At 59.3% G+C, this 12283-nt stretch carries 11 protein-coding genes; 2 read left to right on the top strand and 9 right to left on the bottom strand.

The features are described 5' to 3' along the window. Positions 1–98 precede the first annotated feature (98 nt). From uxuA to AC2FEB_RS03605, 4 genes are read right to left on the bottom strand one after another with little or no spacing between them, the layout of a single operon-like run. Complete coding sequence (uxuA, locus tag AC2FEB_RS03620; protein ID WP_496671938.1) at positions 99–1280, bottom strand: mannonate dehydratase; 1182 nt, start codon at positions 1278–1280, stop codon at positions 99–101. After that, a complete protein-coding gene (locus tag AC2FEB_RS03615) occupies positions 1277–2329 on the bottom strand; it encodes a Gfo/Idh/MocA family protein (RefSeq protein WP_496671941.1) in 1053 nt (350 codons plus the stop codon). The genes uxuA and AC2FEB_RS03615 overlap by 4 nt, the downstream gene beginning before the upstream one ends. Beyond that, the gene (locus AC2FEB_RS03610) at positions 2326–3327 is read right to left on the bottom strand and encodes a Gfo/Idh/MocA family protein (RefSeq protein WP_496671944.1); all 1002 of its coding nucleotides are present in this window, start codon (positions 3325–3327) and stop codon (positions 2326–2328) included. Before AC2FEB_RS03610 ends, AC2FEB_RS03615 begins: the two co-directional genes overlap by 4 nt. Further along, entirely contained in the window at positions 3324–4340 is a 1017-nt protein-coding gene (locus AC2FEB_RS03605; RefSeq protein ID WP_496671947.1) for a Gfo/Idh/MocA family protein, read from the bottom strand. Before AC2FEB_RS03605 ends, AC2FEB_RS03610 begins: the two co-directional genes overlap by 4 nt. A gap of 102 nt (positions 4341–4442) precedes the next feature. Here AC2FEB_RS03605 and uxaC point away from each other — a divergent pair, with 102 nt between their 5' ends. Both uxaC and AC2FEB_RS03595 read left to right on the top strand, forming a co-directional pair. Continuing rightward, complete coding sequence (gene uxaC / locus AC2FEB_RS03600; protein WP_496671950.1) at positions 4443–5807, top strand: glucuronate isomerase; 1365 nt, start codon at positions 4443–4445, stop codon at positions 5805–5807. Continuing rightward, positions 5808–7004, top strand: a complete 1197-nt coding sequence (locus tag AC2FEB_RS03595; RefSeq protein ID WP_496671953.1) for a mannitol dehydrogenase family protein — start codon at positions 5808–5810, stop codon at positions 7002–7004. Here AC2FEB_RS03595 and AC2FEB_RS03590 read toward each other — a convergent pair. The 5 genes from AC2FEB_RS03590 to AC2FEB_RS03570 form a co-directional block, all read right to left on the bottom strand. Continuing rightward, positions 6991–7854, bottom strand: coding sequence for a sugar kinase (locus AC2FEB_RS03590; RefSeq protein ID WP_117869167.1), 864 nt, complete (start codon positions 7852–7854; stop codon positions 6991–6993). The two genes, AC2FEB_RS03595 and AC2FEB_RS03590, sit on opposite strands and share 14 nt — an antisense overlap. Beyond that, positions 7851–8732, bottom strand: coding sequence for a DMT family transporter (locus AC2FEB_RS03585; protein ID WP_496671956.1), 882 nt, complete (start codon positions 8730–8732; stop codon positions 7851–7853). The genes AC2FEB_RS03590 and AC2FEB_RS03585 overlap by 4 nt, the downstream gene beginning before the upstream one ends. Before the next feature lie 3 nt (positions 8733–8735). Beyond that, positions 8736–9698 carry an NAD(P)-dependent oxidoreductase gene (locus AC2FEB_RS03580; protein WP_256369667.1) on the bottom strand — a complete coding sequence of 321 codons (963 nt, stop codon included), beginning with the start codon at positions 9696–9698 and terminating at the stop codon, positions 8736–8738. A 65-nt stretch (positions 9699–9763) separates the two neighbouring features. After that, a complete protein-coding gene (locus AC2FEB_RS03575) occupies positions 9764–10768 on the bottom strand; it encodes a Gfo/Idh/MocA family protein (protein ID WP_117869164.1) in 1005 nt (334 codons plus the stop codon). Further along, positions 10765–12267 carry a UxaA family hydrolase gene (locus tag AC2FEB_RS03570; RefSeq protein ID WP_496671960.1) on the bottom strand — a complete coding sequence of 501 codons (1503 nt, stop codon included), beginning with the start codon at positions 12265–12267 and terminating at the stop codon, positions 10765–10767. Before AC2FEB_RS03570 ends, AC2FEB_RS03575 begins: the two co-directional genes overlap by 4 nt. Positions 12268–12283 lie beyond the last annotated feature (16 nt).

Genomic DNA, 12283 nt, shown 5'->3' with positions numbered 1-12283 from the left:
CCCCGCTGCCCGTTTACGTGCCGTAAGTAAACGAAGAATGCGGCGTTCAGGCAAGCAAAGAAGTGTTGCGGCGGAAAGAAACTGCCTGACCCGACGCGTTACGAGAACGCCGCTATGATGCCGCGCAGTTCCGCCAGCCCGCGCATTCGTCCGATCAGCGGATAGCCGGGAGTGCTGTGTCCGCCCAGATCGCTCAGCAGTTCTTGTCCGTGGTCGGGCCGCATCGGAATTTGCCAGTCGCCACGCCCATGGGATTTGCGGTGGCGCTGTTCGTTCATCAATTCGCGAATAGTACTGACCATGTCGGTGTCGCCCTCCAGATGCGGGGCCTCAAAGAAGTCCGGCTTCTGGCTGTCTGACCCTGCGATGCGTCGGGTGTTTCGCAAATGGACAAAGTGAATCCGGTCGCCATGCCTGCGCACGAAGTCCGGTCCATCGAATTCGGGGGACACTCCCAACGACCCGGTACACAGCGTTGCGCCGTTCGCCGACAAATCAACGGCATCCAGAACGGCGCCGTAGTCATCGGTGCTGGACATGATCCGCGGAAGACCGAGCAACGAAAACGGCGGATCATCCGGATGGCAGCACAAGCGCAGCCCCTGCTCTTCAGCCACCGGAGCGACCTCGGACAGGAAATCGATCAGGTTTGCGCGAAGCCGGTCACGGTCTATTTGAGCATAGGTCTGCAATAAAGCGCGCACGTCCTGCACGCTCCACTGATCGTTTGCGCCCGGCAGCCCCGCAGTGACATTGTGCTTCAATTGGGCCCTGGAATGATCAGGCATGCCCAAAAAACGGTTCGTGGCGGCTTGCTGGACGGCGCTGGAATAGCCTTCGGACGCGCCCGGCCGCTTTAGAATATGTATGTCGAAAACTGCAAAATCCGTCAGGTCGAACAGCATGGCCGTTCCCCCGTGCGGCTGCGGGGCGCGAAGGGCGGTACGCGTCCAATCCAGGATTGGCATGAAGTTGTAGCAAACGACTTTGATACCACGGGCGGACAGGGCCCTGAGGCTGGACTTATACGCCTGCAGATGTTCTGCCATGTCAGCGGACTGCGTCTTGATCGCCTCGGAGACGGGCAGGCTTTCGACAACGTCCCAATTGTACCCGGCAGCGGCCAGCAACGCCTGCCGATCGGCGATGCTCGGTTCGTCCCAGGGTTCTCCCGGCGGGATGTGATGCAGTGAAGTTACAATGCCCTGAACACCGATTTGATGGAGATCGGCCAGGACGATCGGATCATCGGGGCCGAACCAACGCCAGCATTGTTTCATGGCAGCCATCCTTCATACAGCGGGTGATCGGGCCTGATAGGAAGGGCAACGCGCTGCCCGGTACGAGCCGCGTGGTAAACCGCCGTCACGAGCCCGATGGACGCAGCACCGTCCTGCAGCGTAACGGCCGAGTTTGCCTCGAGCCGCAGAGCCTTGCCTACTTCGGTAAAGAACCCTTCGAACCCCGTTGGCTCGACCGCGGCGACTGCAAGAGCGTTGTCGACGGCGACCTGATCCACCGAGTCCCGCGCGACGAATGTCCAAGGCGATTGACCCGGAGCATAGGGTTCCGTGCCAGAAGTCGCGGTCAGTTTTTCAAAGACGAACCGCAGGCGGGTTTCGTCGGTGGCGGCGCCCAGGGAGATGCTGCTTGTGCACAATGCTCCGGAAGTCATGCCAAAGCAGATTGCGGCGCAGTCTTCGGTCTCGATCGGGTTGACCCGCGTTGTGACCATCGCGGACACCCAGGCGATATCACCCGCGATATGAGTCAGCAGATCATGGTTGTGGATCGCATGGCCCAGCACTGCGCCGCCGCGTTCACCGGCCCATGTTCCCCTCCAGGGCACCGCATAGTAGTCTGCCCCTCGGGACCAATGGGTTTCCAGCGCGGCGGTTTGGACGGCTCCGGTCAGGCCTGCGCGCTGCAGATGGCGCAATTGTGCCAGTGACGAGCCCCACCGGTATTGAAAGACCGGAAACACCTGCCTGCCTGCGCTGCGTGCGGCTGCCGTGATCCGATCCACATCCTGCATCGAGGTCGCAAGAGGTTTCTCGCAGACGACGTGTTTTCCTGCGGCCAGTGCCGCAAGGGTGGTCGGTACATGCAGATGGGGCGGCAGACAGATGTCGATGACATCTATCGTCGGATCATCCAGCGCGTCCTGAATGTTGCTCAGTGCTCGAAAATCCGAGTTCTGTCGGATCTGTTCGATCCGATCCGCATTCTGGTCGACAACGGCGGCTACCTGGAAGTTGCGACCAAGCCGTTCCAGCGCGTTCAGATGCTGCTCACCGATACCTGCGCCAAGGATCGCAACGTTGATCATCTGCGTTCCGCCAATTCCTGCGCGCGCAGCGCCAGTTCCATGACCGTAAAGCAGTGGGTCTGCGTCATTGCGGTTTCGGTCCGGTTGCGGATGTCGTCGACGAGGCGCGCGAAGTAGGGAAGGCCGGCGTCGGTTGCGTCGATCTTTTGGCAGGTTTCGCCGTTGACGAGGATCAGATGGTCTGTACCAGAGGCCCCGCCTACATCGACGTATTTCCGCAACTCGATATATCCTTCGGTGCCCAGGATTGTCAGACGACCATCCCCCCAGTTTGGCAGGGCATCCGGCGTGAGCCAGTCAACCCGGATGTACCCGGTACCATTCTCGCTGCACAGATTGACTTCGCCAAAATCCTGCAATCCGGGATCGTTCGGGTTTGCGTAGTTCGCCACATAGGCGTTCGTGATCTCCGCGGTTTCTGAACCTGTGTAGTGCAGGAACTGATCAATCTGATGCGAGGCGATGTCGGTCAGAATCCCGCCGTAGCGGTCACGCTGTAAAAACCATTCCGGCCGGGTTGCCCGGTTTAATCGGTGCGGGCCAAGACCGACCGTCTGGATCACGCTTCCGATCGAACCGGCCTTGACCAACTCGGTCGCCCGGGTGCTGACGGGCGTTTCAAACCGTTCGGAAAAATTCACCGACCAGATTCGACTGGTGTCCGCGACCGTTCGCTTGATATCGTCGAGTTGCTCGAACGTCGTACAGCCCGGCTTGTCGCTCATGACATCCATGCCGTGCTGCATGGCGCGGACTGTCAACGCGGCCCTATCCGCCGGTATTGCCGAAATCAGCGCCAGATCCGCCCCGCAGTTCAGGGCGTCTTCCAGTCGGGCCAGCCGCGGAATATCGGGAAACCTTTTGACATAGCCCGCCAGCGTTTCCGGATCGCCTTGTGTCCAATAGCCAACGCAGTCCATGCCGATTTTGCGCATGTTTTCCGTCATGCCATAGATATGGCGGTGGTCCAGGCCAAGGGCGACGCAGGTCAGACTCATGAGGCGACTCGTGTTTTCTGGCCGGTTCGATTGGCGATCTGCATCGCGTCGATGACGGCGTGGGTCAATAGGGCACTGCGTCCGGTGGCCATGGGCTGCCCTTCACCGGCAACGGCCTTGGCAAAATCCTCGATGACCGCTTGATGCCACGCATGGGTGAACGCCATGGGATCGGCCCCTCCGCCTGTGGCGGCGGTTTCGCCAACCGTTGATTTCCGGCCATTGAATGTGGTCAAGGTCAGGACACCTGACTCCAGATAGGCCTTGGCGCGCGTGCCCTGTATGGTGATGGACTCAGCGGCCCCCGGAAACTCGGCGGTGGTCGCCATCAATGTGCCCACTGCGCCGTTTTTCATTTCAAAGACAGCACCTGCCCAATCCTCGGCTTCGAGATCGTGCAACGGAGTTTTTCTCATCACGGCCTGAATGTCCGAGATCGGCCCCAGCAGCCACATCGCAAGGTCAAGCGTGTGGATTGCCTGCGAGATCATGACACCGCCTCCGTCGCGTGCATAAGTTCCGCGACCAGGCTCGTCATAGTAACTCTGATCGCGCCACCAGGGGACACGTATCTCCACCGTTGCGATCGCGCCCAGCTCACCTTGTTCAACTGCCGATTTCAGGGCTTGCGAGGCGGCGCGGGCGCGGTGTTGAAAGACGATGCCCAGCGGCACGCCTGACGCCTCCCACCGATCGACGATGGCTGTCGCGGCGTCCAGCGTTCTTTCGATGGGCTTTTCCATCAGGATCGGTTTCGAAGCGGTCGAAAGAACCCGCACCAACTCTGTGCGCTGATCAGGCGGAGTTGCGATGATCGCAAAGTCGACGTTTGGGTCGTTTGCGATTTCCTCGACCGAGCTGAATGCGCGGGTATCGTTTCGCCGCGCGAACTCAGCTGCCTTGTCGGGATTGCGCCCGAGGACTCCGGCAAGACTGAGGCCTTGATCCGATGCCCGAATGGCGGCGACATGCGTGCCAGAAACCATCCCCAAGCCAATCAGCGCAATATTCATTCATTCCCCCGGATCACACGGTCAGTCTGCGGGTTCGAACGGGAAAGATGCAACCATTAAAAACTGTGTTAACAATTGCGGGCAACTGTATCGGAGGCAGAATTGACTGGTAGTTTGAAAGGGATGGCAGAAGATCTGTACCTCGGTATCAAGGACCTGCCGATCGTGTCTCCGCATGGTCACTGCGATCCGGGGTGGTTTGCAACCGATGCGCCGTTTCCCAACCCGGCAGAGCTGCTGGTGGTTCCGGACCACTACGTGTTCCGTATGCTCTATTCGCAAGGCGTTCCATTGTCCGAACTTGGCGTTGGCGAAGAGGGCCGCAAGAAGGATCCTCGCGCCGTGTTTCGCACCTTTGCCGAGCATTGGCATCTGTTTTTGGGGACGCCATCCCGGATTTGGATGAACTACGTGCTGAATGAAACGTTTGGCGTGTCTGAGGATTTGTCCTCGTGTACGGCCGACCTGATCTATGACGAGATTTCGGGAAAACTGGCGCAACCTGAATTTCGTCCGAGGGCCTTGTTCGACAGGTTCGGAATCGAGGTTCTGGCCACCACTGATTCCGCTCTCGACGATCTCGCGGAGCATCAGATTGTCCGCACAAGCGGTTGGGGCGGGCGCGTAGTGCCGACTTTCCGCCCTGACGGGGTTTTAGATGGGGCGGACCCGGAATTCGTACAGAACCTGGACAAGTTGGCGGAGCTGACAGGCTGCGATCTGGGCAGCTATGATGGCTACCTCAACGCGCTGCGAATGCGAAGAGCTCATTTCATTCAACTGGGTTGTACGGCCACCGACCACGGTATTGAACGCGTGCAGACCGAGTGGCTTGGCGACGCGGATGCGCTTTACCAACGGCTGAGACGGCGGGAAGGTACCGAACAGGACGCCCGCCGCTTCTATGGGCATATGCTGATCGAAATGGCACAGATGTCCGTCGATGATGGTCTGACCATGCAGATTCATGCCGGTAGCAAGCGCAACACCAACCACGCGGTGATGCGGGAATTCGGACGGGACAAGGGGGCTGACATTCCAATCGCGATGGATTGGGTTGCGGGCCTTGAGGCGCTTTTGAACCGGGTTGGAAACACGGCGGATCTGCGCGTCATCCTTTTCACACTGGACGAAGGCTCATATGCCCGTGAACTGGCCCCTATGGCGGGACATTGGCCGTGCCTTCGGATCGGGCCGCCTTGGTGGTTCCATGACAGCCCAGCCGGGATTGCGCGGTATTTCGATCAGGTCGTTGAAACAGCCGGATATTACAATCTGGCTGGATTCAATGACGACACGCGGGCCTTTTTGTCCATACCGGCACGTCACGACCTGTGGCGACGGGGTGTGGCGCTTCATCTGGTCGAGCAGGTTGCGCGCGGCTATTTCGGGCGGGACAGTGCCGAGCATCTCGCGCGGTTGCTGGCGGTCGATCTGGCGAAACAGGTTTACGGATTGCAAAGCTAAATGGGTACAATTCTTCACTTCGGCCTCGGAAACTTTGCCCGGGCGCATTTGCTGGATTACACCGATCAAGCCGGCGGATGGGACGTTGTCGGCGTCAGCCTGCGTTCATCCTCGGTTCGGGATGGATTGGCCCGACAGGGCTTCGAATACGATCTGTGCGTACAGGGGCAGGGCGTCCGTCGCATCAAAACTCTGCGGGACGTTCTGGTCGCGCCCGAGGATCGTGCAGCGGTTTTCACTGTAATGGCGGATGCTGAGATCATCTCGGCGACCGTGACCGAGAAAGGTTATCATTTGGATGCGGCGGGCAAGCTGAACCTTCAGGACCCGGCGATTGCCGCCGATCTGGCGGGGCAAGGGCCTGCGACGCTGATCGGGTTTCTTGCCTTTGGCCTTGCGGAACGGCGCAAGCCAGTTACGGTGCTTAGCTGCGACAATCGTATGGAGAACGGAAAAACGCTTGAAACAGCGGTTGCCGATTTTTCGAAAGCAGCCGGTCTGGACGTGAATTGGGACGCTGTTCGCTTTCCCAACGCGATGGTCGACCGGATCACCCCGGCTACCACGAACGCCGTTCGCGCAATCAGCGGCGACCCTATGGCTGTTCCGACAGAGGCGTTCTCGGAGTGGGTCATCGAAGATAGTTTCGCCGGCCCGCATCCGGATTGGCCAGGTGTGCAACTGGTCGATGACGTGGTTCCGCACGAGACGCGAAAGCTGCGCATGTTGAACGGTGCGCATTCCCTGTTGGCTTATGCCGGGTTAGAGCGGGGTTTGACCTATGTCCACGAAGCGGTTGGAGACCCGGTTTTGCGCCCGCTGGTTTCCGAGTTGATGAAAGATGCGGGCGCAACGCTGCCCGCTGCACTGCAAGCACAGGTCCCGGACTATGCCGAGTCCCTGTTGCGCCGGTTTGAAAACCCCGAGCTGGCGCACCGGCTGGACCAAATCGCGATAGATGGCAGTCAGAAGCTGCCGTATCGGTTTGTTCCCACACTCCGTATAACCGGCTCTCAGGCGGTGATCGCGGGGATGCAGGCCTGGATTTCCTATTGCATGTCCGAGACCGCCGAAGGCAGGGCGCTGAACGATCCTTGCGCGTCAGAAATCGCCTCGGCCGTTAAACAGCCAGACCCGGTAGTGCCGCTTTTGCGCCTTGTCGGCGCTGAGGATCTCGCGCCACTTATCCAGGAATGATTGCGCCGCGGACCTGAACAACAGTGGATGCCAGATTGTGTCCGGCCATCAGGGCCTCGGCCTGCGATTTTCCGGTCAGCAAGGCCGCGAGGTACCCACCGTTGAAACTGTCGCCCGCGGCTGTGGTATCCAGCACGTTTTTGGCAGGCTCATAGGTCTGCTTAATGTTCTGACCGATCGACAGGGGGCCATCCTCTCCGCGTTTCAACGCACCGATGCCGTGATGATCGGAAAAGCGTGCCGCCACCTGATCCGGGCTTTCCCCGAACAGCGCCATCTCGTCGTCAATGGACGGCAGGGCAATGTCTGCACGCTGCCAAAGCCGTTGGTTGATCTGCCGGGCGTGCTCGATGCTGTCCCAAAGACGCGGACGAAAGTTGCTGTCATAGACTAACCGGATGGAAGAGCCTTCGAGCCAGTCCAGCAGCGCAAGTCTCACCTCGTGCGGAAGAATGGCCACGGAAATCCCTGACAAGTACAGCACGTCGTAGCCGTTCAGCAGACTGAAGTCGTGATCGCCAAAAAGCTGACGGGCGGCTGCCTCGCTGCGCCAATAGGTAAAGCTGCGTTCACCGTTCGCAGATGTCGTGATCGCATAGAGTCCCGGGGAGGCGTTCGGAATGATGCGGATGCCGGATGTCACGATACCATGACTGGCGATGAACCCCGCGATACGCTCCGAGAACGGGTCGTCGCCCAGACATGTTACATACTCCACCTGCAAATCAGGAGCGGCGCGGTGCATGTAGATGGCGGTGTTCAGCGTATCCCCAGCGACGCCCACCTTTGCGCCAGATTCCAGCATGGACAATTCGATCATGGCTTCGCCGATACAGGCAATTCGCGTCATTTCTTTTCTCTTTTCCAGATTACGAGGCCTGCAACCATGATCAGCGCGGCCCCTGCCAATGTGAATGCGTCCGGTATCGTGTCAAAGAACAGATAGCCCCAGATCGCAACGTAGATCAGGAACGAATAGGTGAATGGCATCAACTGGTTCGCCGTTCCGAAACGATGCGCGTTCGTCAGCAGCTGATGCCCGCACCAGCCAAAGACGCCAAGACCGATCAAAACAATCAGGCTCCAGGTGTTTTCCGGCTGGACCCAGAACCAGATGGCGAAAGGCAGTAGGACCACCGTCCCGGTAAGCCCGAGGTAGAACTGCATGGTGTCCACGGCAACAACCCCGGACAGCCTGCGCGTCATCATCGAGTACAAGGCCAACGCTGTGGCGTTGTAGACGATCAGCAACATGGTCGGATGAAAGGCCGTGCCAAGCGGCCGGACGACAACCAGAACCCCCAGAAAGCCCAGGATGATGGCCGCCCAACGCCAAGGGCCAACGCTCTCTTTCAACACGAAAACGGACAGAAAACACACGATGACAGGGCTTGAGAACATGATCGCTGACACGACGGTCAAAGGTAGAAACCGCAGGGCATAAAAGTTGAAAACGGTCGCAGAGATCAGCAGCAAGGCCCGGCTGATGACTTGCCATGGGTGGTCGGTCTTGAACCGGCCAGCCTCAATCCCGCCTTTGGCGATCACACCCACCGAGATCACGAAGTGTCCCGCGTAACGCATGAACGCCAATTGAAATGCCGGCACGCCGGCCAACGCCAACCACTTGGCCCCAAGGTCCACCAGTGAAAAGAACAGCCACGCTGTCAGCATCAGCACGATGCCCAGGCGCGGCAAGTCCGCGGTGGGGTTGGCGGTGACGGCCATCGTTCAGGTGTTGAAGCGCTTGACGTAGTAGTCAACCATCTGGCTGACCATGTCATCCGCCTGACCGTGGTCGCGCGCGTCGTTCAGCGCTGAAAGCGCGCCCTGCGACATCACGCTGGTAACACCGGCCTCGCGCGCCATGCGGTCATAATACCCAAGGTCTTTTGCCGCGTTCTTGATGGCGAAGGCGAGTTGGTTCGGGTCATTCTCGACACCGTAGGCTTTGACGAAATCCATCATTCCGGAATGCAGCGGTCCTGCGGCCATCACGTCATAAAGCTGCCTGCGATCAACGCCGGTGATATCTGCCATTGCAAAGGCTTCGGCCATCGCGTTCGCGACGGTCATTGCGAAGAAGTTGTTGATCAACTTGATGGTGTGCCCCGATCCGACAGGGCCAAGGTAAAAGACGTTTTCGCCCAAGTCCTTCAGTGTCGGCCCAGCCTTGTCAAAGGCTGCCTTGTCGCCGGAAGTCATGATGTTGAGCTTGCCTTCCAGCGCGTGCGAGGGCGTCCGGCCAAGAGGCGCATCAAGATAGCTTCCGCCGGCTGCGGCAACCTCCTTGGCCAAGGCGCGTGTGCTGCCCGGAAGCGAGGTGCCAAAGTCGATGACGATCGCCCCGGGCTTCAATCCCTCGATCACGCCATCTGCACCGCGCATACGACCCTCGACCTGTTCAGAGGTTCCCATGCACAGCATCACGATGTCGCTGGCTTGTGCCAGATCTCGGGCGTTTTGCGCCTCACGGGCGCCCCGGTCAATCGCGTCGTCCAGATGCGTTCGGTCGCGGTTTCCCAAGACCGTGACCGAGTATCCCTGGTCCAACAGCCGGCTTACCATGGCTCCACCCATTAGTCCCAGGCCGATAAACCCGATTGATGGTTTGCTCATTGGTTTCCCTTTCCGTAAATGTCTCTGGTTTTCATTCTTGTGTCTGGCGCGGGCGGTTTTGAAGTTCGGATGCACATATTACCCGGCGTGTAATCATAGGTTTTTGGGTGGTCCGGTTCTTCGCCGGGGCCGGATTTCCTTCAGGTCGGCGCCCGCGCTCGAGCTGACCGCGCTTTTAGCCCCTGTTCTATCCGTGATGTGACCTCGAGCGTCCGGGTCGCATCCTCGACGTCGATCAACGGTGAGGCGCCGTCGATCACGTCAAGGAAATGATCCAACTGGGCCTCCAGCGGCTCGCGTTTTTGTTTCGGTCGCAGAAGTTGGTCTTTTTGGGCCGCAGTGCCCCAATCCTTTCCACGCCACAGGGTCATGGAAGGAAAACTTACAGCGCCCTTCGTTCCAGTGATCCACATCATGTCCTGTCGGGTCGTGCCGATGTTCGGGTTTTCGCCGGTTCCTGCCTCAAACCCCCATGGGCTGGGCGCAGAGTCGGCAAAGCTGATGGTGCCTGTCGAGCCGTTTTCGAAGGCGATCGCGACGGCGCCGCTTTCTATCCGATCCGATCCGCGGATCGACGCGCCGGGCAGGGCTACGACATCCGAGATTTCTCCGATCACAAAGCGCAGTACATCGATATCATGCACTAGATTGATCATGACCGGGCTGCCATCCGAAGTCCGCCAGTTCTGTTCAAAATAGCTGTTGGGTTTGCGCATGGCCCACAGCAACGAGACGTTGATGACCCGTCCGATCGTTCCTTGTGTGATCACCTCCTTCAGGTGCTGCAAGGTGCTGTGATACCGCCGATGGTGGCCCACCAGGCTGCGGACATCGGCCTGGCGGACGATCCTCTTCAGGCGCAAGGCGTCATTGACCGACGCGGCAACCGGCTTTTCGATCAGCATGTGCCACCCGCGCGACGCGGCCAGGATCCCGTTTTCGGTGTGCAGGCGGGTCGGCGTTGCGATTATGACGCCATCCACCGGGTCCTGCACATCGTCCATACTGGCGAAACGTGGCGCATTGATCTGGATCGAGCCATCTGGATCGGCCAACCCGACCAACATGCAGCCGGGATGCTCGATCACAGCGTGGACGTGGCGGATACCGATCAATCCGCCGCCGGCTACTAGGATCCGTTTCACATCATCGCTCCGATTTGCCAGGGAACGAATTCGTAGTCACCCAGCCCCTGGGCCTCGGACTTGGTTCGCGCGCCCGAGGCGCCTTGTAGCAGCCGTCGGTATATTTCCTGTCCTTTTTCTTCGACGCTGACCCCTTTGGTCAGAATGTCTCCCGCATCCACGTCCATGTCTTCGGGCATGCGAGTCGCCAATTCAGAGTTGGTGGCGATTTTCAGCGTGGGCGCCGGTTTGGATCCAAAGGCAGAGCCACGCCCCGTGGTGAAGCACACAAGGTTGCACCCGGCCGCGATCTGCCCTGTCACCGAGGCCGGGTCATATCCGGGGCTGTCCATAAAGGTGAAGCCCTTATTGGTGATGGGTTCGGCGTACTTGAACACACCGGTCAAAGGGCTGGTTCCGCCCTTCGCCGCCGCCCCCAGCGATTTCTCAAGGATGGTCGTCAGACCCCCTTGTTTGTTGCCGGGGCTTGGGTTGTTGTCCATCGAACCGTGATTGCGGGCGGTGTAGTCCTGCCACCAATCGATCAGTCCGATCAGCCTTTCCCCGGTTGCGCGATCAAGGGCACGGCGGGTCAAAAGGTGTTCGGCTCCGTAAATCTCGGGCGTCTCCGCCAAGACACCCGTGCCACCTTGGGCGACCAACAGATCGCAGGCGTGTCCGAGCGCCGGGTTCGCGGTCACACCAGACCAAGCGTCCGATCCACCGCATTGCAGCGCAACCATAAGTTCGGACGCTGGGGCTTCGCTGCGCCGTGCCTTATTGGCAAGGGGTAGCATCTGATTGATCTTGCTGATGCCCATCTCCACGGTCCGGCGCAATCCGGCGACGTTCTGGATGTTCATCGTCTGGAAGGTGGGGCTCTGCTTTAGCCCATACGCGTCCAGCAGCCAGTCGATCTGGTTCATCTCGCAGCCCAGACCGACCATCAGAACGGCAGCGTGGTTGGGGTGTTTCGCAAACCCCCACATGACTCGTTGGAGAGCTTCGAAACCGTCGCCGGAATCGGCCATTCCGCAGCCCGTTCCGTGGACAAAGGCCACCACGCCATCGACGTTCGGATACTCGGCCAGCTTTTCCAGCGTAAAGTGATTTGCGATCATGCGAGCCGCTGTCGCCGAACAATTCACGGTGGTCAGGACCGCGACATAATTGCGGGTGCCGACCCGGCCGCTGTCCCTGTGGTAACCCATGAACGTATCGACCGAGGTGGCGGGTTTAGTGGGCCTGAGATCCGTCGCGAACTCGTAGTTCACGCTGGTGTTGCGGAACTCGACGTTGTGGGTATGGACATGATCGCCGGGTTGGATCGGTTGAGTGGCATAGCCGATAATCTGGGCGTATTTTCTGACCGGTTCGCCTGGCGCAAGCATCCGCATGGCGACCTTGTGACCTGAAGGGATGCGCGCATTAGTCGTGACATCCTCGACAACACTGCCTGCCTCCAAGGGGCGAGTGGCAACCACCACACTATCCGTTCGATCTAAACGTACAAAAGTCATAATCAGCTTTCTTAGC

This window comes from Ruegeria sp. YTSC106, from assembly GCF_059609765.1.
The sequence above is the reverse complement of the archived record's forward strand: the minus strand, read 5'-3'. Positions and strand labels throughout refer to the sequence as shown.

Bases quoted from the DNA above. Each gene is read 5' to 3' on its own strand.
- uxuA (WP_496671938.1), bottom strand. From the start codon at position 1,280: ATGAAACAATGCTGGCGTTGGTTCGGCCCCGATGATCCGATCGTCCTG.
- AC2FEB_RS03615 (WP_496671941.1), bottom strand. From the start codon at position 2,329: ATGATCAACGTTGCGATCCTTGGCGCAGGTATCGGTGAGCAGCATCTG.
- AC2FEB_RS03610 (WP_496671944.1), bottom strand. From the start codon at position 3,327: ATGAGTCTGACCTGCGTCGCCCTTGGCCTGGACCACCGCCATATCTAT.
- AC2FEB_RS03605 (WP_496671947.1), bottom strand. From the start codon at position 4,340: ATGAATATTGCGCTGATTGGCTTGGGGATGGTTTCTGGCACGCATGTC.
- AC2FEB_RS03595 (WP_496671953.1), top strand. From the start codon at position 5,808: ATGGGTACAATTCTTCACTTCGGCCTCGGAAACTTTGCCCGGGCGCAT.
- AC2FEB_RS03590 (WP_117869167.1), bottom strand. From the start codon at position 7,854: ATGACGCGAATTGCCTGTATCGGCGAAGCCATGATCGAATTGTCCATG.
- AC2FEB_RS03585 (WP_496671956.1), bottom strand. From the start codon at position 8,732: ATGGCCGTCACCGCCAACCCCACCGCGGACTTGCCGCGCCTGGGCATC.
- AC2FEB_RS03570 (WP_496671960.1), bottom strand. From the start codon at position 12,267: ATGACTTTTGTACGTTTAGATCGAACGGATAGTGTGGTGGTTGCCACT.